Origin of the sequence: Streptomyces sp. NBC_00631 (genome assembly GCF_045206895.1) — a bacterium.
Classification (GTDB): Bacteria; Actinomycetota; Actinomycetes; order Streptomycetales; family Streptomycetaceae; genus Streptomyces.
The window spans coordinates 3,886,454-3,911,863 of record NZ_CP107734.1; the positions used below are offsets into that span (position 1 = coordinate 3,886,454).

The following is a 25,410-nucleotide window of genomic DNA, read 5'->3' on the forward strand; positions in this document are numbered from 1 at the left end:
CTGTCAGACCTTCGGTTCGGCCGCCGCGGCCAGCGTCCCGCACAGGGCGGTGGCGTTGTCCGTGGCGAACGGGTCCGTGCCCGCCGGGCCGCCCGCCTTGGCCGTCTGCCCGGCCAGCAGGGGGTGCAGGTGGTCGGCGGCGTCCTCCGCGCAGGACAGCGGGCCCGCCTGGACGTAGGAGACGACCAGCTGGGTCTGGTGCAGGCGCAGGTCGTCGCGGTCGAAGCGGAAGGTCAGCTCGCGGCGGACGGTGAACAGGGAGACCTGCGCGCCGGCCGGGGCGCCGGTGGGCCGCAGCGCGTAGACGAAGGTGTGGTCGGCGGTGACCTCCAGGGTGGCCGGGTCGGTCTCGGCGGCCGTCAGGTTGCCCTGGACGCGGATCTTCGGGTCGGCGAGCTCGGCGCGGGTGGGGTCGAAACGGATCAGCCATCCGGTGGGGGCGTGCCGGCCGTCCGCCGTGGGGTGGTCGACGCTCTGGTCGAACTGGTCGAGCTGACCGGGGTCGAGCAGCGCCCGCGCGGGCCGCACCTCGCTGCTGTCGAGGACCTCGGGGTAGAGCGAGGAGCGGACGAGGTAGTCCTTGGCCGTGGTCAGGGCGGTGACCACCTGGCTGTCGGAGAAGTGGGCGGTGCTCCGGGCGGCCGGCAGCGGTATCCCCTCGGCGCCGACCTCGTACTGCGCGGCCGGGCTGTGTGCGAACAGGGTCTCGGCGTCGGCGGCGCCGGGTACCTCGCCCTGCGGGGAGAGCGGGATGACGGTCATGCGCAGGGGTTCGACGGGCTGCTGGGCGTCGTCGGTGCCGTAGGGGTGGCGGACGCCCATGTAGATCGCGGTCCCGAAGGCGACCAGGATCAGCACGACGAGGATGAGGGCCTGCCGGGTGAGGCCCCGGCGCAGTGGCGGGCGGCGGCGTACGGCGGGCGCGTGGTCGCTCATGCGTTCGCGTGCGGAGGACTCCTGGAGGCGGGCAGCGCGGACGAACGATTCGTCGAAGACGACGGATCGGTACTCGTCCTCACCACCCACGGGGCCGCCCTCGGGTGTCCCCTCAGGTGGGTCTCCTGGCCCGCCCATACTTTCAGAGTAGGTCTCGGGAGCCTCAGGTAAACGCCCTGCTACACGACAACTTCTGACAGGTTCTCACCAGGACTGCCACCAGGGCGGCCGCGGCCGGTCAGGGGGTGCGCGGCAGCGCGGAGGCCGCCGGCTTGGCGGGCTGGGAGTAGTCGGCGGACACCGAGGGTGCCGCCGCGCTGCCCTGTTCCTGGCCGGTGGACGGGGGCCTGGGCACCTGGTCGCGGCTGCCGCCCGACGAGGCTCCGCGGTAGACCGCGGCGAAGGCGAGCGCGACCATGCCGACACCCATGACGAGGGCGAGCATCCAGGCGACGGGGCGGTGCCAGCGGACGTGTTTGCCGTACGTCCCGGCGGCGCCGTACCCGTCTTCGAGTACGTCGCTGTCGTCCAGGTCGTCGAGTTCGCCGGCGTGGCCGAATTCGGGGCCGTCGGTGCCGTAGCCGTCGTCGTAGCGCTCGCCTCTGGCGTGGGCGCGGCGGGCCTCGGCCTCGGAGGCCTCGGCTCTGGCCTGGGCGGCGGCAAGGAGGCGTTCGACGGCGGTCGGCTCGTGGACCACGGCCGCCTTCACGAAGGCCTCGTCGAACACCACGGCGTCGAACTCTTCGTCCGACATTCCGTGGTCATGGTCGTCGTCGGGGTCCCAGCCGTCGGAAAACGGCGTGCCCCCCACGTCCTCCGGCACGGATCCAGAGTAGACCTGGGGGGTCAATTTGGGCAGACGGTATGGAAATTCATAGGCCCGGTGAGACGCCTCTCACGCCGGTCCAAAGGCCCGTACGCCCCTCCGCGCGCCCTACGGCGCGCGTACGGCCTTCCGGGCGCCCCCCGCGGCAGGGGCGCCCTCGCACGAGGCACGCGTGTCAGCGGCGGATGTGGCCGTCGCCGGTGACGATGTACTTGGTGCTGGTCAGCTCCGGCAGGCCCATGGGGCCGCGGGCGTGCAGCTTCTGGGTGGAGATGCCGATCTCGGCGCCGAAGCCGAACTGGCCGCCGTCGGTGAACCGGGTGGAGGCGTTCACGGCGACGGTGGTGGAGTCGACCAGCTGGGTGAAGCGGCGGGCGGCCTGCTGCGAGGTGGTGACGATGGCCTCGGTGTGCCCGGAGGTCCACAGCCGGATGTGCTCGACGGCCCGGTCGAGGGAGTCGACGACGGCGGCGGCGATGTCGTACGACAGGTACTCGGTCTCCCAGTCCTCCGGGATCGCCTCGACGACGGTCGCCTTGGAGTCCTTGGCGTAGGCGAGGACGCGTTCGTCGGCGTGCACGGTGACGCCGGCGTCGGCGAGGGCGTCCAGGGCACGCGGCAGGAACTCGGAGGCGATGTCCTGGTGGACGAGGAGGGTCTCGGCGGCGTTGCAGACGCTGACCCGCTGCGCCTTGGAGTTGATGAGGATGTCGATGGCCATGTCGATGTCGGCGTGCGCGTCGACGTAGACGTGGCAGTTGCCGGTGCCGGTCTCGATGACCGGGACCTTCGACTCCATGACGACGGTCTGGATCAGGGAGGCGCCGCCACGCGGGATGAGGACGTCGACGAGGCCGCGGGCGCGCATCAGCTCGTGGACGGACTCGCGGCCCTCGCCGGGCACCAGCTGGATCGCGTCGGCGGGCAGCCCGGCGCCGCCGACGGCGTCGCGCAGGACCCGCACCAGCGCCGTGTTCGACTCGAAGGCGGAGGCGGAGCCGCGCAGCAGGACCGCGTTGCCGGACTTCAGGCAGAGGGCGGCGGCGTCGACGGTGACGTTCGGGCGGGCCTCGTAGATGATGCCGACGACGCCGAGCGGGACGCGGACCTGGCGCAGGTCGATGCCGTTGGGGAGGGTGGAGCCGCGGACGACCTCGCCGACCGGGTCGGGCAGCTTCGCCACGTCACGGACGTCGGAGGCGATGGCACGGACCCGCTCGGGGGTGAGGGTGAGGCGGTCGATGATCGCCTCACTGGTGCCGTTCTCGCGTGCCTTGGCGATGTCCTTGGCGTTGGCCTCGACGATCTCGCTCGTACGGACCTCCAGGGCGTCCGCGACGGCGAGCAGCGCGTCGTCCTTCACGGCCCGCGGCAGCGGCGCGAGGTCGGCGGCGGCGGCCTTGGCGCGGTAGGCGGCCTGGGTGACCGGGGACATGGCGTCGTACGGCGAGAGCGTGGTCATGAGGGAAGGGTAGTGCGCCCCGGCCGGCCGTTCACGCGTCATCCCACACCGCGAGACGTGGCCCAAAACGGGTGAATACCGACCGGTGCCGGGGGCGGTGTCAGAAAGGGTGGATGCCGACCGGTGTGGCGGGCGGCGGACCGTAGCCCTCGGCGATCCGCTGGTGGTAGGTGGCGCGGTCGATGACCTCCAGGCCGACGATCTCCCAGGCGGGCAGGCCGGCGGTCTGGCGGTGCTCGCCCCACAGGCGCAGGGCGACGGCGGCGGCGTCGTGGAGGTCGCGGGCCTCCTCCCAGTAGCGGATCTCGGCGTGGTCGCAGGCGTAGCGGCTGGTGAGCAGGAACGGGTGGTCGTGCGCCAGTTGTTCGAGTCCGCGGCGCAGTTCCGGCAGGGGGACCTCCCCACCTCGCACGCTGAGGGTGACGTGCCACAGGCGCGGCAGGTCCTGCGGCTCCTCGTAGGTGTCCCCGGCCGAGACGCTCGTCAGAGCACCGCGGGAGGCCGCAGCCCCAGGGCGCACTCGTCTCACGACGGCCTCCTTCAGCTGTGCTCGTGCGAAACGTGGTCCTGAGACAAAGTTGAGCAGGCCGCAAGGGTTCGTGTGGCGGTTTTACGGAACGTCCCCCACCGGGGTCCGTCGTTGCACCCCGTTTTACGGGTGCAGGATCACCAGGTCGTCCCTGTGTACGACCTCGCGTTCGTACGCGGGGCCCAGTTCCCGCGCCAGCTCCCTGGTCGAACGCCCGATCAGCTGGGGGATCTCCTTGGCGTCGAAGCTGACGAGCCCACGGGCCACCGCGTGTCCGTCGGTGTCGCGCAGTTCGACCGGGTCGCCGGCCGCGAACTCGCCCTCCACGGCGGCGATCCCGGCCGGCAGCAGCGACTTGCGGCCCTCGACGACCGCGCGGACGGCGCCGTCGTCGAGGGTGAGCGAGCCCTGCGGGGTGGAGGCGTGCTGAAGCCACAGGAGGCGGTCTGCGGACCGTTTGCCGGTGGGGTGGAAGCAGGTGCCGGTGTCGGCGCCGGAGAGCGCGTCGGCGGCGTGCACGGCGCTCGTGAGGACCACCGGGATGCCCGCGGCTGCGGCGATCCGGGCGGCCTCCACCTTGGTGACCATCCCGCCGGTGCCGACGCCCGCCTTCCCGGCGCTGCCGATCTCGACGCCCGCGAGGTCCTCGGGCCTCCTCACCTCCGCTATCCGCGAGGTGCCGGGCCTGCTGGGGTCGCCGTCGTAGACGCCGTCGACGTCGGAGAGCAGGACCAGCAGGTCGGCGTGGACGAGGTGGGCGACGAGGGCGGCGAGGCGGTCGTTGTCGCCGAAACGGATCTCGTCGGTGGCGACGGTGTCGTTCTCGTTGACGACCGGCAGCGCGCCCATCGCGAGCAGCTTGTCGAGGGTGCGGGAGGCGTTGCGGTGGTGGGCGCGGCGGCTCATGTCGTCGGAAGTGAGCAGGACCTGTCCGACGCGGATGGCGTAGCGGGCGAAGGAGGCGGTGTAGCGGGCGACGAGCAGGCCCTGGCCGACACTGGCGGCGGCCTGCTGGCGGGCCAGGTCCCGGGGGCGGCGGCGCAGGCCGAGCGGGGCGAGTCCGGCGGCGATGGCACCGGAGGAGACAAGGACGATCTCCCTCTCTCCTCCGCTGCGGCTCTTGGCCAGAACGTCGACGAGCGCGTCGACCCGGTCGGCGTCCAGGCCGCCCGAGGCGGTGGTCAGCGAGGAGGAGCCCACCTTGACGACGATCCTGCGGGCCTCGCCGACGGCCTGCCTAGCCCTTGCCACGTCCTGTCCCCACTTCCTTGCGCGTGGCAGCAATCTACGCGAAGGGGACCGGCGCCAGGCCCGCCGTCCAGCCTCCGGACACGCCGCGGAACGGTGATGGAAAGGCGATCGACCGAAGACAGGCAGAACAGTGCGTGACGGTATGCGTACGTGCCGCACATGGCAAAAAGGTTGTGTTGACTGTCTATGGAAATCGAAACGAACTCAAAGTTAATTTGAAGTTTGTGTCATCTAAAGATCGCCGCATGAAGCGCATCCTCCTCAGGTCGGGAAAGAGTCCCTACGACGTCGTCACCGTCGAGGAGGCCCTGCACCGGGACGTCATCGCCACCAACTCGGGCAATCTGATCTTCAGCGATGCCGCTCACAAGATCCTTGAGACGCCGGGCACCGAGATCGTCTCGAACGGCATGCCCTCGGACGTCTCCGCCGCCGCCCGCATCAACGAGGAGTACGACGCCTTCGTCGTGCCGCTCGCCAACGCCTTCCGGCCGTCCTTCGAGAGCGCGTTGAAGCGGATGACCCGGCTGATCTCGAAGCTGAGCATCCCGGTGGTCGTGCTCGGCGTCGGCGCGCAGACCGGGGTGAGCTACAACCCGGAACGGCTCAAGCGGATGGAGCCGACCGTGCGGGAGTTCTGCGCGGCCGTGCTGGAGCGCAGTGCGTCGATCGGCGTGCGGGGCGAGTTCACCGAGCAGTACCTGCGGAGCATGGGATTCAAGGACGTCGAGGTCATCGGCTGCCCTTCGCTGTTCATGTACGGGGAGCGGCTCCCGGTGCACAAGAAGGCGCTGGAGTTGACGGCGGAGTCACGGATCGCGATCAACGGCTCGCACAGCGCCGTACGCGCGCAGGGCCTGGACCGGATCATCAAGCGCACCCACGAGCGCTATCCGCACCTGCGTTTCGTCGGCCAGAACCTCAGTGACGCACGGCAGTTGCACTGGCGGGACCTGTCGGACCCGAACGCCGCGGTGACCGGGATGCCGACCCACCCGGACCATCCGATGTTCCGGGAGGACAAGGTGCGGGTCTACGTCGACCCGGTCACCTGGATCGACGATCTGCGCTCCTTCGACTTCTCCTTCGGTTCGCGCATCCACGGCAACATCGCGGCGCTGCTGGCCGGCACGCCGGCCACCGTGCTGTGCGGTGACTCGCGGACGCTGGAACTGTGCCGTTACTTCGAGATCCCGCACCGGCGGCTGGACCAGGCGGTCAAGGACCCCGAGTCGGCGGACCCGGCGAAGCTGTACGCGGAGGCCGACTTCGGCGGACTGGTCGGCGGTCACCGGGAGCGCTTCGAGCGGTTCACCGGGTTCCTCGACAGGAACGGGCTGGAGAACACCTTCACGCACGGCGACGGCGGGGCGGCCTTCGAGGAGCGGATGCGGACGCTGGCGTTCCCGGCGGGGATCCGCCCGTGGAACGACGCGGACGTCGCCTCACTCACCTCGCGGTTCGGCTGGCTGCACAGCCGTATCGACGAACTGTCGCTGGAGAACGCCCGGTTGGAGAAGGAACTGGCGCGTGCCGGGGCCCGTGCCGCGAAGGCGGCCACCGTGCCGCCGGCCTCGGTCTACCGGCGGGCCCGGCGGGCCGTGGGCCGGCCGATCCGCCGGGCGCTGGGCTCCGGCGGATAGCCACGCAGCCGGGTCAGGCGGCCGCCGCCTTCACGTCCCGGGACGGCAGCGACCGCCGCAGTTTGCGCATGGCGCGCCGCAGGAAGGTGTTGGCGGCCTCCTCACGGTAGCCCTGGACGGCGCGGGCCTCGCGGGGTTCGGCGAGATAGATCCAGTCGGGGACGCCGGCCGCCTTGGAACGGAAGTGCGGGTAGCCGAGGTAGACGCAGGTGCCGCGCTTCTCCAGGACCGGGGCGGGCTGCTTCTTGGCCCGCACGAACTCGACGACGTCCGGGAGGAGCTCGGTGCGCCGGACGGCGACCAGGTGCAGCTGGAGCCGCTCGTGGACCTTGAGACGGCGGGCCACCTCGGGGTTCCAGTGCGCGTCCATGAGGGGCTTGGCGAGCTCCAGTTTGTGCTGCCGTACCTCGTCGGTGTCCTTGAGGAACTTGGGGCCGAACTGCGGGAGCAGCGTGACCTTGAACGGCCGGACCATGAGGCTGTCGCGCCGCGGCCCGGCCGGGACCATCTCGGCGATCAGGTTCATCAGGGCGCGCGCGGAGTCGAAGCGGAGGGTGTAGCTGCCGCTCTTGGTGACGTGTTTGCCGTCCTCGCGGCCGACGAGGTAGTAGCACGGGTAGTCGGCGACCACGGAGACGCCGTCGGCGCGCAGGTAGGCCTCCATGGTGAACAGCGCGTCCTCGCCGGTCCACAGGGACTCGTCGAATCGCATGCCGTGCTGGTCCAGCAGGGCACGGCGGAAGAGTTTCTGGGCGCTGAGCGTGAACTTGATGTTGGAGGAGAAGACGTCGGTCCGGCCGAGGCTCTTGCCCCACATCGACTGCGGGGGTTTGCGGTTGATCCCCTCGACCTTGCCCAGGACGACGTCGGTGCTGTTCCTGTCGGCCATGGCGACCATGCGTTCCAGGGCCTCGTCGCCGAGGCGGTCGTCGGCGTCCAGGAAGAACACGTAGCGGCCGGCCGCCTTGGCGAGGCCGACGTTGCGCGGGCCGCTGGGGCCGCCGGAGTTCTCCTGACGGATGACGGTCACCGGCATGGCGGCGCGGGCCGCGAACTCCTCCAGGTACTCCCCCGTGCCGTCGGTGGAGCCGTCATCGACGGCGATGACCTCCATGCGGGCCGGGTCGAGGGTCTGACGCTCGACGGAGGCCAGGCACTCGACCAGGTACGGCATCGCTTCGTACGCCCCGATGATCACGGTCACATCAGGCTGCGCAACGACGGTCACGTTTCCCCCTAGTCAATGGTGCGTTCCCCCTGCGTCACCTCGATCGCAACGTCTTAGATGACTGATCGACGCGACTGGTTGCCTTGGAGTACGCACTCAGTGGCCCAGCTCACATGACGAACGCACAGCCGGGTGGTGTACAGCGGGTTACACCGGACAGTACGGACGTGCGGTAAGAGCTGCTCAAGCCGAACGGCGAAGCATGGGTAAGAAGAAATCCGCTCACTACTAAGCAGAGGTAAGAGAAGGCGCGTCTCCGGGAAAGCCAGAACGGGCTCGGTCCCGGGGAGATCCCCTGGAGCGAGCCCGTTCGCGGTCTTGGCGAGCGTCGGCGCGGGTGTCAGCCGGCGGCCGCGCCCTCCGCCTCGCCGGCGGTCGGCCGCGGCTTTCCGCCGGGCAGCGCCTCGGCGAGTTCGGCCGCCTCGGGGTCACCGGCCGCGATCCGGGCCTCCTGGCCCAGGTTGCGGGTCTCGGCCTTGCGGGCGAGCGCGGCCACGGCGCCGTTGAACTGGTCGATGGAGGTCGGCTCGTCCGGCCCGAGCAGGTAGTGCTTGAGCTCGTCCCGGTCCGCGGCCAGCGGATCGGCCGACGGGTCGCGTACGGCGTCCAGGAGGCCGCCGAGTTCCTTGGCGCTGTTGGAGAGGATCACGGCGGCGCGCACAGCGGTGTTCGCCCGCTTGAACTCCTCCACGCCGACGCCGGCGGAGTCGGTGACGGCGTACGGCTTGCCACTCGCGATGAAGTCGGAGACCACGCTGGAGATGTCGGAGACCATCGCGTCGGAGACGTTGAAGCAGTCGTACAGCCGGGGTTCGGCGCCGGTGATGACGGCGTGCTGGTACGACGGCAGGGCCTGCCAGTAGAAGTCGTTCCAGTCCGCGCGCAGCCGGGCGATCTCCTCGTGCTTGTTCAGGTCGACGACGTCGTCCCGGCTGGCCTCGGCCTCGTCCCGCTTGTCGTCGCCGGTGCCGACCAGCTCGGCCAGGCGGGTCTCGATGCGGGTCAGCTCGGCCTTCGCCGCCGCCTGGGCGGCCGTATCGGCGGCGAAGCGGGCGTCGGCGGCGCGGGCGGTGGCGGCCTTCTGGACGAGGGCGGTGACGCGCCGGTGGGCGGCGCCGGCCTCGGCGCTGACGGTGCCGGTGAAGGGGTGCGGCTTGTACAGGACGCGGACCGGCGGGTCCGCCTTGACCAGCTTCTTCACGATGTTCTCGCCGGCGAGCACGAGGGAGGTGTTCCCGGGATCGCCGTCCCAGCCTTCCCAGGTGGGCGCGTAGAGCACGGTGGGGATACGGCCGTCGGGAACGCCCTGCCAGCTCTGGATGGGGGCGAGCTGGGGGCGGCCGACCTCGACGATGTCGTCGTCGCGGACGCCCACGTCGGCGATGGCGTAGCGGTCGCGGCCGGCGCGGCCCGCGGTCCACACCTCGTCGTAGACCTTGCTGAACGGGTTGACGCTGGCCAGCTTGTCGCTGTCGCCGTGGCCGATGAAGACGTGCTTCATCGTGGGGACGCGCAGCAGGTGGATGTTCTTGCCGACGTTGGCCGCGTAGAGGGCGACGCGGACCGTGGAGAGGTCCATGTTCATCAGGTGCACGCCGCCGGGCACGCAGATGACGGGGACGGCGGTCGGGGCGAGGCTCTGCAGGATGACCCGCTCGCGCAGCAGGATCAGCGGGCGGGACTCCAGCTGTTCCATGGTCTCCAACCACATGTTGACCTGGTAGGCGGAGTCCTTGGAGCCGGAGAAGTAGAGCACGGTCCCGGGCTGGTACTCGGCCAGCCAGTCGTCGACGGCGGCCAGCACGGTGTCGGCGTCCGGCGGGGTCTTGCGGCCGCGCACGTACGGCGTCAGCACCAGGACGTACAGGGAGCCCAGGGCCAGGGTGGTGCCGATGCCGATGAAACCGGCGACCGCGCTGTCCGTGACCGCCGAGACCAGCAGGCCGACGACGGCCGCGAGGTCGAGGTGGAGCATCTTCTCGGCGGAGCGGTCGAGCAGGCCGCGCGCCGGGGCGTCCGGGATGCGGATGCGGGACTTCAGGTCGACGTTGCGGGTGGCGACCGGCATCCGGCGGCGGTTACGGATCAGGGTGACCAGTGCGCCGTGCGGGGCCTGCAGGCCGTAGAAGGCGATGAAGCAGGCGATCGCGCCGTAGAAGATCAGGCCGTTCGAGAGGTCCATCCGGGCCAGCAGCAGGATCAGCAGCAGCTGCCGGATCAGGAAGCGGATCGACAGCCCGGCCCGGACCTTGCTCAGGCGGTTGACGAGGTAGCTGCCCTTGCGGTGCAGGTAGTGGTCCGCGAGGTATGTGACGGCGGCCGCGGCCGCGAAGGCGTACATGCTCGGGACGAGTGCGGCGACCATGAGGGCCGGGAAGCCCAGCATCATGAGTGCCGCCGCGGCCAGCTCGGCCGCGCTGCCCACCCGGGCGACGCGAATAGCGGTGGATATCACGGAGAACCTTTTGCTGACAAAAAGGCCGGAATCTGACCTTGCGGACGATCTGGCAGGTGGTCGATCTGGGTTTTTACGGCTTCAGGCCCCTGTGAATGATTTGCGAACGCGCAACCCACAGAGGCCTGAATTACAGATGACTAATGTCTGTTGATTATGCCACGCCGTCCTGTCGGTCCAGGACACTGGCCAGGGCCTGCTCGAAGCCGGAGGCCTGGCCGGCGGCCGCCATCGGGTCCTGCTGGCGGACGTCGATGACATGGCCGGTGAGTTCGGAGAGCAGCACGTCGAGGGAGGTGCGGGCGACGGCCTCGGAGGAGAGCAGGGAGCCCGTCGGCTCCTGGCCGAACGCCTTGGTGCGCATCGGGGTGGCGGTGCGCTCGGGGTTGATGCAGTTGACGCGGACGTCGTCGCCGGCCCACTCGTCGGACAGGGCCTGGGTGAGGTTCACCATGGCGGCCTTGGTGGAGGAGTAGAGGCTGTACTCGGCGCGGCCGCGGGTGTAGCTGCTGGAGGTGTAGAGGAGCAGCTGGCCCTTGGTCTCGGCGAGGTACTTGTAGCTGGAACGGGCGATCTGCACCGGGGCCAGGTAGTTGACCTTCAGCGCTTCCTCGATGGTGGCGTTGTCGGTCTCGGCGAGCTTGCCGATGCGCAGCACGCCCGCGGTGTTGACGACGTAGTCGATGCGGCCGGTCTCGGCGTACGCCTTGGAGAGCGCGTCGTCGACCTCCTCCGGGTTCTCCACGTGGGTGCCGGTGGTGGAGCGGCCGAGGGCGTAGACGTTCGCTCCGTAGGACTCGGCGAGTTCGGCGATGTCCTTGCCGATGCCGTACGAGCCGCCGAAGATCACCGCGGTCTTGCCGGTGAGGAGTTCGCGGTAGGCCTCCTCGCCGTTCTGCTCGGGGGCGGCGGTGGAGGCGAGCTGGAAGAGCTTGTCGGCGATGAAGACGTCGACGGGCTGGGTCACCTTCATGTTGTACTCGTCGCCGGCGACGACGTGGATCGGCACGTCCGGCAGGTACCTGAGGACGACGGTGCAGTCGTCGGTGGCCTGGAAGTTGGGGTCGCCTGCGGCGACGTCGTAGGCCCGCTTGATCGTGGACAGCTTGAACGCCTGCGGGGTCTGGCCGCGGCGCAGCCGGGAGCGGTCCGGGATCTCGGTGATGAACTCGCCGTCCTCGCCGTGGGTGCGGGTGACGATGATGGTGTCGGCGGAGGGGATGGCGACGTCGACGGCCTGGTAGCGCTCCAGTGCGGTCACGCAGTCGTCGATGACGCGCCGCGACAGCAGGGGGCGTACGGCGTCGTGGAAGAGGACGTTGAGGTCCTCGCCCTCGGCCAGGCCCTCGCCGAGGGCCTCGATGGCGCGCTCGGTGGTCTCGTTCCGCGTGTTGCCGCCCTCGATGACCTTCTTGACCTTGGTGAGCCCGGCCTTGGCGACGATCTTCTCGACGTCCGCGACGTAGCCCGGTGCCATCAGCACGATGATGTCGTCGATCGAGTCGGCCTTCTCGAAGGTGGCCAGGGTGTGCTCGATGACGGCCTTGCCTGCGATCTTCAGCAGCTGCTTCGGGATCGACAGACCCACCCGCTGGCCGGTGCCACCGGCCAGGATCACTGCGGTGGTTCGGGGCTTGGCTATGTGCTGGGACACAGGTGACCTACCTTGGGGCATCAGGGAACCAGGAAATGGTCCCACTTCCGGTTACCGCTGTGCAAGGTGAGCGCCGTCCACTGCATATGTGCCCGCAACCTTTCATTCACCTTGCATCGCTGGTGATGGGCGCCGCCCGGCGGACCGTGGGAAGAGTTCCGCGAATTTGCTGTGAGTAACTACACAGCACATTTCGATTGCTGTGCGTGACATGAGGCACGTCTCAGCAGCGCTACGCCGTGCTGGAGGGACGGCTTGGCCGAGCTAAGCCACCCCCTGTGACACGCCCTGCCGGCACCTCACCGTCGGCGCAGCTTCTTGAGACATCGGTGCCCCAGGACCCGTACGAGTTCCTTCGACGACGTCTGGTGCACGGTGCGGGCCTTCGCCTCCGCGGTGTGGCGTACCGGTGCCGCGGCGGCCGCGGCCAGCGCGCCGTACAGGGCCTGAGCGGCGACCTCCGGGGCGATGCGGGCCTCGGCGGCGGGCGGTCCCGGCTGCGCGGGGATGGCGGGCAGGGTGTGGAGCAGGGCGGGGTCGCCGATGACGCGGACGCCCATGGTGGCGATGCGCTCCACCATCTCGGCGCCGATGCGGCCGGCGGCCTCGACGGCCCAGGCGGGGGTGGAGATCTTCACGTCGGAGGCGGTGGGGCTGCACGAGTTCTTCATATGCATGACGGCGCCGTTGCGGACGAGCCTGGAATACAGCTCGTCGGGGAGTCCATTGCCGCGGAATTCCACGTTGAGCTTTCGCAGCATTTCGGTCTCGGCGAGAGTGAGGGAGCGGTTCGCCGTGTCCGGGACGGGCTGGAGGAGATTTTCGGGGAGTCCGAGGAGGGCTTCGAAAGTACGCATGAGGCCCTCGCGGTCCCGGTCGTCGACCACGACGACGGTGATCCGGTCGGCACCGGCCGCGCGGGCCCAGCGTTCGACGAGCCGGTCGTGCCGGTGCCGGTGCCAGAAGCTGGGGTTGGGCTTCTCGTAGGGGGCCTTGCGGAGCATGTGCTCCAGCCAGTCCTCGTAGCCCATGCGCAGTCCGTTCTGCACGTACTGCTGCCACTGCGAGGGCATGATCCTGGCGAGCGGGCGGAGGGTGACGAGGACGTGGACGCGTTCGCCGCCGAGCTGTTCGACGATGCGGGCGACGGTCTCGTCGTCGGGGGCGTCGGCGAAGAACTCGCTACTGATCACCGAGGTGCGCGGGCCGGTGGCCTCGACCTGCTTGAGCAGCCGCGTCCAGTGCTTCTCGGTGGGCGCGGTGTCGCCCATCATCGCCGGCCGGGCACACGCGGCGAGGGCGGCCTCCATCGGGTGCCGGGTGGTCGCCGGGAACTCCACACCGTGTTCGGGGAGTCTGTCCTTCGCGGCGAACAGGGCGCCCTGGATGGCCGTGGTACCCGTCTTGTGCGGGCCGATGTGCAGCAGCCGGGTGCCGGCGGGCAGGGCGGCAAGGGAACCGGTGGGGCTCGTGGAGCCTGTGGGGGCGTTGTTCACCGGGGCTTCGCCTCTCGTACAGTCCGTCTCCATGGTTAACGGAAGGTAAGACGTTTACCTTAGGTTCACCTGAGAGGAGCCTGGGACACAGATGAGTCCCAGGCTCTCGTTATAAAAAATTGACTTTCGGAGGGCCCGCTTCGTACGTCAGACGACCTGTACGCCTGGTTCGTCCGTCTCGACGCGCAGGGTGGCGAGCGTGCTCGCGGTGGCCTGCGGTCTGACGACGGTGTCGACGACACGCACGCGCGCGTCGATGCCGTCGCGGCGGATGTCGAAGAGGTGGTAGCCGCGGTGGGCGTCGATGACCTTCCAGTGCGGGTTGTCGGCCTTCAGCGGGTCCCACTGGGCGTGGAAGGCGGCCTGGTCCTGGTCGCCGTTGCTGGAGATGGAGGTGCCGACGAACTCGGTGCCGACGACGTTCGAGGAAGGGTCCGCGAAGTCCTTCTTCAGGTCGCTGATCATGGTGAGGTGGCGGTCGCCGCTGAGGACGACAGGGTTGCGGACGGTGCCGAACTCCTCCAGCAGCGCGTTGCGCTCGACCTGGTAGCCGTCCCACGCGTCGTAGTACCAGAGTTTGCCGTCGCCGGGCGCGATGTCGGTCTCGGCCATCATGATCTGCGAGGCGATCAGGTTCCAGCGGGCCGGTGAGTGGTGCAGTCCGTCGAGGAGCCACTGTTTCTGCTCGGCGCCGAGCATGGTGAGGGAGGGGTCCTCGGCGGCGGCCTGGCTGGTGACCTGGTCGCTGCGGAACTGGCGGGTGTCGAGAACGTTGAGCCGGGCGAGGCGGCCGAACTCCAGACGGCGGTACATCTGGATGTGCGCTCCCGTGGGGATCGCGGTGGCGCGGACCGGCATGTGCTCGTAGTAGGCCTGGAAGGCGGCGGTCAGGCGGGCGACGAACGCGTCGTGGGTCTGTTTGTCCGGGTCCTGGGGGACCTCGCCGGCCCAGTCGTTGTCGACCTCGTGGTCGTCGAAGGTGACCACCCAGGGCGCGTTCGCGTGCATGGCGGCGAGGTCGGGGTCGCTGCGGTACTGGGCGTAGCGGTTGCGGTACTGCGCCAGGGTGTACGGCTCTCCGGTCCCCTCGTGGCGGCGGGGTCCGGCGGAGGACGGGGTGGACTCGTAGATGTAGTCGCCGACGAAGAGGACGACGTCGGGGTCCTGGGCGAGCATGTCGGCGTACGGGGTGAAGTAGCCGTGCTGCCAGTTCTGGCAGGAGGCGAGGGCCATGCGCAGGGAGCCGCCCTTGGCGTGCGGGTGGGGGGCGGTTCGGGTGCGGCCGGTCGGGGAGATCCGGCCGCCGGCGCGGAAGCGGTACCAGTAGGCGCGGCCGGGGCGCAGTCCTCGTACGTCCACGTGGACGCTGTGTCCGTACTCGGGGCGGGCGTGGGTGGTGCCGCGGCGGACGACCCTGTGGAGGCGCTCGTCCTCGGCGATCTCCCATTCGACGGGGACGGTCTCGTCGGGCATGCCGCCGCCGTTCAGGGGGGCGGGGGCGAGCCGGGTCCAGAGCACGATGCCGTCGGACAGCGGGTCGCCGGAGGCGACACCGAGGCTGAACACGTTGTCGGGCAGCGGGGTTTCGGCGGCCCGGGCGGCGGAGGGCAGCCAGAGCTGGGCGGATGCGGCGGCCCCGAGGACGGCGGCACCGGTGGTCAGAAAGCGGCGTCGGTCGGGCGATGGTGCTCCGGTCATGCGCGGACTCCCTTGCGGCAGTGGCCTCTTGGAGGGTCTGGCCTTCGGAAGCTCCCACGGCTTGCCGGCCCGTCCGCCGAACACGGATGTGCGTGCGCATGACAACCAGGTGGACAACAGAAAACCCGTTGCGGCCGGGAAACGGGTTCCGGCCGCAACGGGTCTGAGAGGTCTGGCAGCAGGTCAGCGATGCCCGGGAACCGGGGACGCCGCCGGCCTCACTCGAACGGGTCGAAGTCGCTGTACTCGCCCAGGGACTCGTCGCGTTCCGCCTGCCGGTCGCGGCGGCGCTGCACGGCGGGCCGCTGTTCCTCGAAGCGGTGGTCCTCGCCGCGGCGGCCGAGCATCTCGGCGCCGGACATCATGGACGGTTCCCAGTCGAAGACGACGGCGTTGTCCTCGGGGCCGATGGCGACGCCGTCGCCGGCCCGGGCGCCCGCCTTCATCAACTGCTCTTCCACGCCGAGGCGGTTGAGGCGGTCGGCGAGGTAGCCGACGGCCTCGTCGTTGTTGAAGTCGGTCTGGCGGACCCAGCGTTCGGGCTTCTCGCCGCGCACCCGGAAGAGGCCGTCGTCCTCCTGGGTGACGGTGAAGCCGGCGTCGTCCACGGCCTTGGGCCGGATGACGATCCGGGTCGCCTCCTCCTTGGGCCTGGCCGCGCGGGCCTGGCCGACCAGCTCGCCGAGCGCGAACGACAGCTCGCGCAGTCCCAGGTGGGCGACGGCGGACACCTCGTAGACGCGGTAGCCGCGGGCCTCCAGGTCGGGGCGGACCATCTCGGCGAGGTCCTTGCCGTCAGGGACGTCGATCTTGTTGAGGACGACGATCCGGGGCCGGTCGCCGAGACCGCCGTACTGCTTGAGCTCCTCCTCGATGACGTCGAGGTCGGAGACGGGGTCGCGCTCGGACTCCAGGGTCGCGGTGTCCAGGACGTGCACGAGGACGCTGCACCGCTCGACGTGGCGCAGGAACTCCAGGCCGAGGCCCCGGCCCTGGCTGGCGCCCGGGATGAGCCCGGGCACGTCGGCGATGGTGTAGACGGTGGAACCGGCCGTCACCACGCCGAGGTTGGGGACCAGGGTGGTGAACGGGTAGTCGGCGATCTTCGGCTTGGCCGCGGACAGCACCGAGATCAGCGAGGACTTGCCGGCACTCGGGTAGCCGACCAGGGCCACGTCGGCGACGGTCTTCAGCTCCAGGACGATGTCCCCGAGGTCCCCGGGTTCGCCGAGCAGCGCGAAGCCGGGGGCCTTGCGGCGGGCGCTGGCGAGAGCCGCGTTGCCGAGGCCGCCGCGGCCGCCCTGGGCGGCGACGTAGGAGGTGCCGTGGCCGACGAGGTCGGCGAGGACGTTGCCGGCCTTGTCCAGCACCACCGTGCCGTCGGGCACCGGCAGGACGAGGTCCTGGCCGTCCTTGCCGGCCCGGTTGCCGCCCTCGCCGGGCTTGCCGTTGGTGGCCTTGCGGTGCGGGGAGTGGTGGTAGTCGAGGAGAGTCGTCACGGACTGGTCGACGGTCAGGATGACGTCGCCGCCCCGGCCGCCGTTGCCGCCGTCGGGGCCGCCGAGCGGCTTGAACTTCTCCCGGTGCACGGAGGCGCAGCCGTGGCCTCCGTTACCCGCGGCGATGTGCAGCTCGACGCGGTCCACGAAGGTGGTCATGGTGCAGTGCCTCCAGTTACTTACGGGGTAATACCAATGTCAACACGCGAAAGGCGGACCCGCCTTCCCGATCGGGAAGTGAGGTCCGCCTCGCGAAACGTTCGGTCTGAGCCGTTGAGTCAGTGGATCAGCAGATCAGCAGACTCAGGCGACCGGAACGATGTTCACGACCTTGCGGCCACGGTGGGTGCCGAACTGCACCGAACCGGCCTGCAGCGCGAACAGCGTGTCGTCGCCGCCACGGCCGACGCCCGCACCCGGGTGGAAGTGGGTGCCACGCTGGCGGACCAGGATCTCGCCCGCGTTCACGACCTGACCACCGAAGCGCTTCACGCCGAGGCGCTGAGCGTTGGAGTCACGACCGTTACGGGTGGACGATGCGCCCTTCTTGTGTGCCATCTCTCCTCAGTCCCTTACTTCGCAGCCGCGGGGATCTCAGTGACCTTGATCGCCGTGTACTGCTGGCGGTGGCCCTGACGACGGCGGTAGCCGGTCTTGTTCTTGTAGCGAAGGATGTCGATCTTGACGCCCTTGTGGTGGTCCACGACCTCGGCCTGGACCTTGATGCCGGCCAGCACCCACGGGTCGCTGGTCACAGCGTCGCCGTCGACAACGAGCAGGGTCGAGAGCTCGACCGTGTCGCCAACCTTGGCGGTGGAAATCTTGTCAACCTCAACGATGTCGCCGACAGCAACCTTGTGCTGGCGACCACCGCTGCGCACGATGGCGTACACGCGGATCTCACTCTCTCGCTCGGGAACGGCACCCCCGCAGTCCAGCCGCCCGACGAACGCGGGCGGCCTCTCCGGAACACCCTGTGCTCCGGAGGAAGAGGTTTACGGGGATGTGGCGCGTCCTCATATCCATGGACACGCCGACGGTCAAGGTTACGGGGCAGTGGCCGAGGGGGTCAAACCGGGCCCCGGGGGTGTGGGGCCGGTCACTCGGACCAGGGCCCGCACAGCGCGGGGCCGGTCACGTGGACCGGCCCCTCGCCCTGGTGTCAGCCCTCGTCTGAGGCGGTGGCGACCGTGGTGGTCTTCTTCGCCGTCGACTTGGCGGCGGCCGTCTTGGCGGTCTTGGCCGCCTTCTTGGCCGTCGTCTTCTTCGCGGCCGTCTTCTTGGCAGCGGTCTTCTTGGCGGCCGTCTTCTTCGCCGCGGTCTTCTTGGCGGCCGTCTTGCGGGCCGTCTTCTTGGCCGGGGCGGCCTCCTCGACGGTCTCCTCGGCAGCCTCGGACCCAGCGGCCTCGGCGGGAGCCTCGGCGGCCGCAGGCGTCTCCGCCGACGGCACGACCACGACGGCCGCCTCCTCGGACGCGGTCGGCGCGGTGGCCTTGCGCACCGCACGGCGGCGCGGGCGGGCCGGAGCGGCGCTCTCGGCGGGCGCGGCCGCCTCGGACTCCGCGACCGCTTCCGGCGCCGTCTCCGCCGGCGTCTCAGCCGACGTGTCCGCCGCCGGGGCGCTGTCCGCGACGACCGTCACCACGGCCGCCTCGGCCCCGGCCGGGGAACCGGCGGGCGCCGACACCTTCCGGGTGGCACGCCGGCGCGTGCGGCCCTTGGGCGCGGTCTCCTCGGCGGCCGGAGCCGCGGCGGCCTCGACCACCGGGTCCTCCGCGGCGACCGGCTCGGCGTGCGCCTCGGCGGCCGGCTCCGGCAGCACCGGACGCTCGGCCTCGAAGGCGGCCGGTACGTCCTGTGCGGTCGGCGCCTCGGCCCCGGCAGCGCCGACGGCCGTCCCCGCGGTCTCGGTACCGGTGCGTGCCGTGCGGCCCTTGGGCGCGCCGGCCGGAGCCGAGGCCCGGCGGCTCGCCCGGCGGCGGCCACGGCCGCGGCCGGCCGCGGCCTCCGCCTCTGCGACGCTGCTGTACAGCTCCTCGTCCGGCGCGAAGTCGGGCGCGGGCAGCGCGACGGGCTCGGCGGCCTCGGCCGCGATCTCCGCCGCCGTCTCGACCGCCTGGACGGCCTCGGCGTGCTCGACGGCCCCGTCGGACACGACCTCGTGCGTCTCGTGCACGTCGTGGTCGTGCTCGTGTCCGTCACCGCCGCGCCCGCGCTTCTTGCGCTTGCCGCCGCCACCGCCGCCGGAGCCGGGCTGCTCCATGTGGACGATGACGCCACGGCCGTTGCAGTGCACGCAGGTCTCGGAGAAGGACTCCAGCAGGCCCTGCCCGACGCGCTTGCGGGTCATCTGGACGAGCCCCAGCGAGGTCACCTCGGCCACCTGGTGCTTCGTACGGTCCCGCCCGAGGCATTCGAGCAGGCGCCGCAGCACCAGGTCCCGGTTGGACTCCAGGACCATGTCGATGAAGTCGATGACGATGATGCCGCCGAGGTCGCGCAGCCGCAGCTGGCGGACGATCTCCTCGGCCGCCTCCAGGTTGTTCCTGGTGACGGTCTCTTCGAGGTTGCCGCCCTGGCCGGTGAACTTGCCGGTGTTGACGTCGATGACGACCATCGCCTCGGTCCGGTCGATGACCAGCGAACCGCCACTGGGCAGCCAGACCTTGCGGTCCAGGGCCTTGGCGAGCTGCTCGTCGATCCGGTAGGTGGCGAAGACGTCGACCTCGGAGGTCCACTTCGACAGCCGGCCGGCGAGGTCGGGGGCAACGTGCGCGACGTATCCGTGGACGGTCTCCCAGGCCTCGTCACCGCTGACGATGACCTTCGAGAAGTCCTCGTTGAAGATGTCGCGGACGACCCGGACGGTCATGTCCGGCTCGCCGTACAGCAGTGACGGCGCGTTCGAGCTGCCGCCGTTCTTCGACTTCTTCTGGATGTCCTCCCACTGCGCCTGGAGCCGTTCGACGTCGCGGCGCAGTTCGTCCTCGCTCGCGCCCTCGGCGGCGGTGCGCACGATGACGCCCGCGTCCTCGGGGACGATCTTCTTGAGGATGGTCTTCAGACGTGCGCGCTCGGTGTCGGGCAGCTTGCGGCTGATGCCGGTCATCGAGCCCTCGGGGACGTACACGAGGTAGCGGCCCGGGAGGGAGACCTGGCTGGTGAGGCGCGCGCCCTTGTGGCCGATCGGGTCCTTCGTCACCTGGACGAGAACGGACTGGCCCGACTTCAGGGCGGACTCGATGCGCCGCGGGCCGTTGGCCATGCCCAGCGCCTCGAAGTTGACCTCACCGGCGTACAGGACGGCGTTTCGGCCCTTGCCGATGTCGATGAAGGCGGCCTCCATCGACGGCAGCACGTTCTGGACCTTGCCCAGGTAGACGTTGCCGACGTACGAGGTCGACTGCTCCTTGTTGACGTAGTGCTCGACGAGCACGCCGTCCTCCAGGACGCCGATCTGGGTGCGGTCGCCGTACTGGCGTACGACCATCACGCGCTCGACGGCCTCGCGCCGGGCGAGGAACTCGGCCTCGGTGATGATCGGGACGCGTCGGCGGCCCTGCTCGCGGCCTTCGCGGCGGCGCTGCTTCTTGGCCTCCAGACGGGTCGAGCCCTTGATGGACTGCACCTCGTCGGACGGCTCGGAGGGCTTGCGGGGCTCGCGGGGCTCGCGGACCTTGACGACCGTGCGCTCCGGGTCGCCCTCGCCGGGCTCGGTGTCGGGGGTGTCTCCGGCGCGCCGGCGACGCCGACGGCGCCGGCGGCTGCTGGAGGAGGAGGACAGGCCGGCCTCGTCGTGGGCCTCCTCGTCGTCCTCTTCCTCCTGCTCGGCGGTGTCCTCGGCGTCCTGCTCGGCCTGCTCGGCGGCGAGCTCGTCCGTCTCGCCGTCCGCGTCGCCGTCGGCGGCGTCACCGCGACGGCGGCGACGGCCACCGCGACGGCGGCGTCGGCGGGAGCCGGACTCCTCGGTCTCGTCGTCGCCGTCGGCGGTGTCCTCGACGGACTCCTCCGGCTCCTCGGCCTCCTCCTCGACGGCGGCTTCGGCGACCGGGGCCTCCTCCACCGCGCCCCGGCGGCGGCGACGGCGGCGCGAACCGGCGTCGGCCTGCTCGGCCGGCTCAGCGGCGAACGCCGTGGCAGCGGAGGCAGCGGGGGAAGCCGGGGCGGCCGCGAACTCCTCGGGCTCCTCGTCGCCCGCGGCCTCGGCGGCCGCTTCGGCGGCGGCGCGCTCCGGTGTCTGGAACTTCGGTTCCGTGAACACGGGCGCCTGGAAGACGGCGACGGCGGGCCGGGCGGGCCGGCGCTGCGACTCCTCCTCCTCGACGGCGGCGGCCGCGGCGGGCTCGGAGAACCCGGTGGCGGCCTGCCGCACGACACGGCGCCTACGGCGCGGCGCCTCGGGAGCCTCGACGGTCTCGACGGCCGGGGTCTGGGCGGCGGCCTGGGCCTGCGGCTCCTCGGCAGCGGGGGCCTCGGTCACGACCGTCTCGGCGGCCGGGTTCTCGGGCGCGCCGACGGGCGCGGACACCCGGCGGGTGGCACGGCGACGCGTACGCGGAGCGGGCGCGGCCTCCTCGACAGCCTCGGCTGCCTCGTCCGTCTCGGGCGTCTGCACGGCCGCGGCGGGCGTGACCTCTTCGGGGGTCTCGGCGGGCGCCGGGACCGGGGCGCCGACGGGCGCGGACACCCGGCGGGTGGCACGGCGACGCGTACGCGGAGCGGGCGCGGCCTCCTCGGCAGCCTCGGCGGTCTCGACCGTCTCAGGGGTCTCGGAGACCTCGGCGGCGACAGGGGCTTCGGTGGCCTCGGCGGTCGTCCGGGTCTCGTCCTGTGCGGTCTCGGCCACGGCGGCCGGGGCCCCGGCGGGCGCGGAGGCGCGGCGGCGGGTCCGGCGCGGGGTGGCCTCCTCGCCGCTCTCGGCGGCGGTGTCGGCCTCGGCCGTGGTCCCGGCGGGCGCGGCGACGTCGGCGGCGGGCACCGTCGTGGCGGCCTCGGCAGCGGTGGGCGCCGGAACACCGGCGGGCGCGGACGACCGACGGGCGGCACGGCGACGCGTACGCGGAGCGGGCGCGGCCTCCTCGGCAGCCTCGCCGGTCTCGACCGTCTCAGGTGTCTCGGCGGCCGCTATGGCCGGTGCGGTGGTCTCGGCCACGGCCTCGGTTCCGGCAGGCGGTCCCGCGGGGCGGGACGCGGCACGGCGACGCCTGCGCGGCGGCAGGGTGTCGCTGGGGGTGGTCTGTTCGGAGCCCTCGGTGGGCTCGGTCGGTTCGAGCATGCGGGCGTTTCTCCCGTCAGGCTCCCGGGCGCCGCGCCTGTTCCGGCGTCGATCTGTCGAGCGACCGCCGGTGACGTCCGCGGCTCGCGCTGTGCGCGGTGCCGCCGTGTGGGGCGCGGGCGCCGCACAGGAGCTCTCTGTGTCATGGTCTCGCCGGTTCCGTACGCCTTGTCGCGGACGGCCTGGCGAAAGTCTTCTGGTCGGTGCGCTGCCCGACCCAGGTGGCTCCCGAGTACGAGGGCGGCGCTACGACGTACGTCCTTCGCGGGACCTTCCTTACGCCGGCGCCGGCGCGGCGGCAGTCGGTTCGGCCTTCGAGAGGGCCTCGGCTGCCTCGCGGTCGGGCGCGAGCGGGTCGGTCACCGTGCCGGTCTCTTCATCGAGCAGCCCCTGCGCCAGCCTGGTCACCGCTGCGGGGACCGGCGGCGCCAGGTCGGCCACGGCGCGGAGACCGGACAGGACGTCGTCGGGTCGTACGGCAGGCGTCACGTGCCGAACAACCAGCCGCAGTATCGCACAGGGCTGGTCGGTCGGCCTATCAGCCGTTTCACTCTGTGTTTCAAGTTGTACGACGGCGGGGCGGGCGTCGAAGGTGCGGACGCCGTTCTTGGTGGTGCGCTGGACCTCGACGGACTCGGTGGCGTTGAACGCCGCGACGGCCTTCTCGGCCTCCGCGGGGTCCTGGCCGGTCAGCCGCAGCTCCCACACGGAGGCGGTGAGCCGGTCGGCCAGTCCGGACGTGTGTGCCTCGACCGCGTCGACGATGTCGAGCCCGGCGGGCATGGACTCGTCGAGGAGGGCGCGCAGCCGCTCCGGGTCGCGGGGTGCGGTGAGCGCGATCTCCAGATACTCCGCCTCGCTGCCCGTGCCGGTGGGTGCGGCATTGGCGTACGACACCTTCGGGTGCGGTGTGAACCCCGCCGAGTACGCCATCGGTACCTCGGCGCGGCGCAGCGCACGCTCGAAGGCGCGCTGGAAGTCACGGTGGCTGGTGAACCGGAGGCGGCCGCGCTTGGTGTAGCGCAGTCGGATGCGCTGCACCGCGGGTGCCGGCGGCGGGCCTTCGGGCTGTCGCTTGCCCAGTGTCGTCAGTCCTTCGTGGTTCTCGTGAATCGCGTGATTTTCGTGATTCTCGTGCTGCTCTTGCTGCACAGCCGTGGTGGCGTGTCGGCCGTACGGCTGCGTACTGCTCTATCCGTCAAGAGTACGTGTGTCGCGGCCGACAGGTTCCCGTCGGTTCACGGGTGCCGGCCGGGCGGGAGCGCCGAAGAGGGCGCGGCGGAGGTCGGCGCGGGCCTGGCGGACGGCTTCCCCGATCACACGGGCGGCCCGGCCGATCGCGCGGGCGGCCTGGGCGGCGGGGCGCAGGACGAGGTCGCGCACGACGTGTCCGACCGGAGTGAGGACACGTCGGTACGCCCAGCGCGCGGGCTCCATGAAGATCCACCGGAAGAGGGTCCCGAGAACCCGTCCGACGGCACGTGCGACATGTCCGGCGGCCTGCCAGGCGTGGCCGAGGGCCTCCCCGGTCTCGCGCAGGACGATACCGAGGACGCGGGCGACCGGGGCGAGGAGCCGGCGCCACAGGAAGAGGGCGGGCAGGACGAGGAGCACGCGCGCGGTCCAGTACAGGCCTACGGCGATTTTCCCGGCCGCCCGGGCGACTTGTCCGGCCGCCCAGGCGACGGCTTTCACGAGGGTTGCCACGACGGGTGTGAGGAGCCGTACGAGCGTCTGGCCGATGGGGGTGAGCACGCGCGCGTGGAGCCACAGAAGGCCGTGGCCGAGCGGAGTCAGCAGGTGGCGGTACAGCCAGATCAGCGGAACGACGAGCAGGGCCCGCAGGAGCAGGCCGACGGCGCGGGCGAGGGCGCGGCCGGCGGGGGCGAGGACGTACTGCCACAGGAACCGTGCGACGGCGGCGAGGGCGTCCCAGAGCAGGCGTACCGGCAGCACCACCAGGAACGCGAGGATCCGCACGGGGATCCGGATCGCGACGACCAGGCACCCCTCGGGGTGCTGCGTCTGCTGTTTCTCCATGTCCATGGCCGGAATGACGTTATCGCGTACCGTGCGCATTGCTGTCGACCCCCTTGATCACCGTACGGCGGCGAGACGATAACGGTTGACCCGCACACGCCAATCTGAATGGAACCGGCCACGTCGGCTTGATTTGCTGGGGAACCAATCAAGCCTTGATCCCCGGGGGGACGAGTAATGAACTGGTACCTGGATGTACTGAAGAAGTACGTGGTGTTCAGCGGACGCGCGCGTCGGCAGGAATACTGGATGTTCACGCTGATCAACACGATCATCGCGATTGTGCTCATCGCCGTCGGCGCGGCCATTCACTTCTCCGCCCTCGCCGCGATCTACGACCTCGCGGTCCTGCTGCCGAGCCTCGGTGTCGCGGTCCGCCGGCTGCACGACACCGGCCGTTCCGGCTGGGCGATCCTGGTCGGCATCATCCCGCTGGTCGGCTGGATCTTCGTGCTCGTCTGGCTGGCCTCCGACGGCAAGCCGGAGGAGAACCAGTACGGCGTCAACCCGAAGTACGCGGCCGCCGTCTGACCCGCAGTCACCCCGAAGGCCCGCCGGAACCGTCCGGCGGGCCTTCGCCTGTGTGGCGGGGCGACTGTGCGGCACGGCGGCTTGTCGGTTCGGCGGCTCGGCGGCTCGGCGGCTCGGCGGCTGTGCGCCTACGCGGCCGAGGACGAGTTCCTCCGGTTGCGCTCGGTCTGCAGGTGCAGGACCAGGAAGAGGACGCGCAGCAGGTCGTCGGGGAGGGCGGACAGCCCGGCGGGCAGGATGACGCGGCGGGGCCGGCCGCCCAGCAGGTCGTACTCGACGGAGAGCGGGCCGATCCCCCGCACCCGGCCGCTGAGCCTGGGGTGGTCGATCGGGTACGGCCCGATGCGCCGCGGGATCCCGGACCAGGCGGAGCAGTCGACGTCCCAGGTCCCGAACGTTCGGGGAACGCTGCCCAGGCGGCCGTAGCCGATCTCGACGTCGCCGATCCGGCGCAGCCGGCTGCCGAGCATGTCGTACTCCAGCGGATACGGCCCGAGCGCGCGGGGCCGGCCGCCCCACCGGCCGTAGCCGATCTCGACCTCCCCGATGCTGCGCAGCCGGCCGCCGAGCAGGTCGTACCCCAGTTCCAGTTCCATGCCCGCCAGCTCCCCCGCTGTCCGCCGGTGTTCGGTTCTCCTGATTGTGCGGCCGGTCCGGTGCGGCTTCCATGGCGGTGGTGTCACGGTTTCGTCCGCGGCGCTCGGACGTCGCTTGCGGTCGACGGCACGTCATGTCCGCGGCGCGGGCCTGCCGTTCCAACGGGCGAGGAACGTGCCGAGCTCCCACAGTGCCGGCAGCGCGAGCGCCGGGAGCAGCGTCCAGCCGAGCTGGGCCAGGCCCAGTTCAGTCGTGCCGCACCGTGCTGCCGGGCTCGACGGGCAGGGGCT

The 25,410-nt window shown here is 71.0% G+C and carries 19 protein-coding genes; 2 read left to right on the forward strand and 17 right to left on the reverse strand.

Annotated elements, in window-relative coordinates:
- Positions 1–3: 3 nt before the first annotated feature.
- From OHB00_RS17790 to proB, 5 genes are all read right to left on the reverse strand, one after another.
- Positions 4–1,074, reverse strand: coding sequence for a hypothetical protein (locus OHB00_RS17790; RefSeq protein WP_406435881.1), 1,071 nt, complete (start codon positions 1,072–1,074; stop codon positions 4–6).
- A gap of 100 nt (positions 1,075–1,174) precedes the next feature.
- A complete protein-coding gene (locus OHB00_RS17795) occupies positions 1,175–1,786 on the reverse strand; it encodes a hypothetical protein (RefSeq protein ID WP_406435882.1) in 612 nt (203 codons plus the stop codon).
- Between the two features lie 151 nt (positions 1,787–1,937).
- Positions 1,938–3,224 (reverse strand): glutamate-5-semialdehyde dehydrogenase, encoded by a 1,287-nt coding sequence (locus OHB00_RS17800; RefSeq protein WP_406435883.1) that lies wholly within the window; start codon positions 3,222–3,224, stop codon positions 1,938–1,940.
- 100 nt (positions 3,225–3,324) lie between these two features.
- A complete protein-coding gene (locus OHB00_RS17805; protein ID WP_406435884.1) occupies positions 3,325–3,753 on the reverse strand; it encodes a hypothetical protein in 429 nt (142 codons plus the stop codon).
- Between the two features lie 123 nt (positions 3,754–3,876).
- Entirely contained in the window at positions 3,877–5,004 is a 1,128-nt protein-coding gene (gene proB / locus OHB00_RS17810; protein ID WP_406435885.1) for a glutamate 5-kinase, read from the reverse strand.
- A 245-nt stretch (positions 5,005–5,249) separates the two neighbouring features.
- Between proB and OHB00_RS17815 the strand changes: the two genes are divergently transcribed.
- Complete coding sequence (locus OHB00_RS17815; RefSeq protein WP_406435886.1) at positions 5,250–6,647, forward strand: polysaccharide pyruvyl transferase family protein; 1,398 nt, start codon at positions 5,250–5,252, stop codon at positions 6,645–6,647.
- A gap of 13 nt (positions 6,648–6,660) precedes the next feature.
- Here OHB00_RS17815 and OHB00_RS17820 read toward each other — a convergent pair whose 3' ends face one another.
- From OHB00_RS17820 to OHB00_RS17870, 11 genes are all read right to left on the reverse strand, one after another.
- On the reverse strand, positions 6,661–7,821 hold the full coding sequence (locus OHB00_RS17820) for a glycosyltransferase family 2 protein (RefSeq protein WP_406445830.1): 1,161 nt from the start codon (positions 7,819–7,821) through the stop codon (positions 6,661–6,663).
- A gap of 394 nt (positions 7,822–8,215) precedes the next feature.
- Positions 8,216–10,330, reverse strand: a complete 2,115-nt coding sequence (locus OHB00_RS17825; protein WP_406435887.1) for a hypothetical protein — start codon at positions 10,328–10,330, stop codon at positions 8,216–8,218.
- 154 nt (positions 10,331–10,484) lie between these two features.
- Entirely contained in the window at positions 10,485–11,984 is a 1,500-nt protein-coding gene (locus tag OHB00_RS17830) for a D-ribitol-5-phosphate cytidylyltransferase (protein ID WP_406435888.1), read from the reverse strand.
- A 299-nt stretch (positions 11,985–12,283) separates the two neighbouring features.
- On the reverse strand, positions 12,284–13,513 hold the full coding sequence (locus OHB00_RS17835) for a hypothetical protein (RefSeq protein ID WP_406435889.1): 1,230 nt from the start codon (positions 13,511–13,513) through the stop codon (positions 12,284–12,286).
- A 114-nt stretch (positions 13,514–13,627) separates the two neighbouring features.
- Positions 13,628–15,178, reverse strand: a complete 1,551-nt coding sequence (locus OHB00_RS17840) for an alkaline phosphatase D family protein (RefSeq protein ID WP_406435890.1) — start codon at positions 15,176–15,178, stop codon at positions 13,628–13,630.
- A 218-nt stretch (positions 15,179–15,396) separates the two neighbouring features.
- Positions 15,397–16,836, reverse strand: a complete 1,440-nt coding sequence (gene obgE, locus OHB00_RS17845; protein ID WP_406435891.1) for a GTPase ObgE — start codon at positions 16,834–16,836, stop codon at positions 15,397–15,399.
- Positions 16,837–16,980: 144 nt separating this feature from the next.
- The gene (rpmA, locus tag OHB00_RS17850) at positions 16,981–17,235 is read right to left on the reverse strand and encodes a 50S ribosomal protein L27 (RefSeq protein ID WP_010041940.1); all 255 of its coding nucleotides are present in this window, start codon (positions 17,233–17,235) and stop codon (positions 16,981–16,983) included.
- 14 nt (positions 17,236–17,249) lie between these two features.
- Entirely contained in the window at positions 17,250–17,570 is a 321-nt protein-coding gene (gene rplU / locus OHB00_RS17855; RefSeq protein ID WP_007381993.1) for a 50S ribosomal protein L21, read from the reverse strand.
- 269 nt (positions 17,571–17,839) lie between these two features.
- Positions 17,840–21,952 (reverse strand): ribonuclease E/G, encoded by a 4,113-nt coding sequence (locus OHB00_RS17860; protein ID WP_406435892.1) that lies wholly within the window; start codon positions 21,950–21,952, stop codon positions 17,840–17,842.
- Positions 21,953–22,228: 276 nt separating this feature from the next.
- On the reverse strand, positions 22,229–22,993 hold the full coding sequence (locus OHB00_RS17865; protein ID WP_406435893.1) for a TIGR03936 family radical SAM-associated protein: 765 nt from the start codon (positions 22,991–22,993) through the stop codon (positions 22,229–22,231).
- Positions 22,994–23,143: 150 nt separating this feature from the next.
- Complete coding sequence (locus OHB00_RS17870; protein ID WP_406435894.1) at positions 23,144–23,998, reverse strand: hypothetical protein; 855 nt, start codon at positions 23,996–23,998, stop codon at positions 23,144–23,146.
- 171 nt (positions 23,999–24,169) lie between these two features.
- On the opposite strand from OHB00_RS17870, the gene OHB00_RS17875 reads away from it, so the two are divergent.
- Positions 24,170–24,523: a DUF805 domain-containing protein gene (locus tag OHB00_RS17875; RefSeq protein WP_406435895.1), complete on the forward strand. Its 354-nt coding sequence runs from the start codon at positions 24,170–24,172 to the stop codon at positions 24,521–24,523.
- A 128-nt stretch (positions 24,524–24,651) separates the two neighbouring features.
- Here OHB00_RS17875 and OHB00_RS17880 read toward each other — a convergent pair whose 3' ends face one another.
- Complete coding sequence (locus OHB00_RS17880) at positions 24,652–25,119, reverse strand: hypothetical protein (RefSeq protein WP_406435896.1); 468 nt, start codon at positions 25,117–25,119, stop codon at positions 24,652–24,654.
- Between the last annotated feature and the right edge of the window lie 291 nt (positions 25,120–25,410).

Bases quoted from the DNA above. Each gene is read 5' to 3' on its own strand.
- OHB00_RS17815 (WP_406435886.1), top strand. From the start codon at position 5,250: ATGAAGCGCATCCTCCTCAGGTCGGGAAAGAGTCCCTACGACGTCGTC.
- obgE (WP_406435891.1), bottom strand. From the start codon at position 16,836: ATGACCACCTTCGTGGACCGCGTCGAGCTGCACATCGCCGCGGGTAAC.
- OHB00_RS17800 (WP_406435883.1), bottom strand. From the start codon at position 3,224: ATGACCACGCTCTCGCCGTACGACGCCATGTCCCCGGTCACCCAGGCC.
- OHB00_RS17840 (WP_406435890.1), bottom strand. From the start codon at position 15,178: ATGACCGGAGCACCATCGCCCGACCGACGCCGCTTTCTGACCACCGGT.
- OHB00_RS17860 (WP_406435892.1), bottom strand. From the start codon at position 21,952: ATGCTCGAACCGACCGAGCCCACCGAGGGCTCCGAACAGACCACCCCC.
- OHB00_RS17820 (WP_406445830.1), bottom strand. From the start codon at position 7,821: ATGCCGTACCTGGTCGAGTGCCTGGCCTCCGTCGAGCGTCAGACCCTC.
- OHB00_RS17880 (WP_406435896.1), bottom strand. From the start codon at position 25,119: ATGGAACTGGAACTGGGGTACGACCTGCTCGGCGGCCGGCTGCGCAGC.
- OHB00_RS17875 (WP_406435895.1), top strand. From the start codon at position 24,170: ATGAACTGGTACCTGGATGTACTGAAGAAGTACGTGGTGTTCAGCGGA.
- rpmA (WP_010041940.1), bottom strand. From the start codon at position 17,235: ATGGCACACAAGAAGGGCGCATCGTCCACCCGTAACGGTCGTGACTCC.
- OHB00_RS17835 (WP_406435889.1), bottom strand. From the start codon at position 13,513: ATGGAGACGGACTGTACGAGAGGCGAAGCCCCGGTGAACAACGCCCCC.
- OHB00_RS17870 (WP_406435894.1), bottom strand. From the start codon at position 23,998: ATGGACATGGAGAAACAGCAGACGCAGCACCCCGAGGGGTGCCTGGTC.
- OHB00_RS17790 (WP_406435881.1), bottom strand. From the start codon at position 1,074: ATGGGCGGGCCAGGAGACCCACCTGAGGGGACACCCGAGGGCGGCCCC.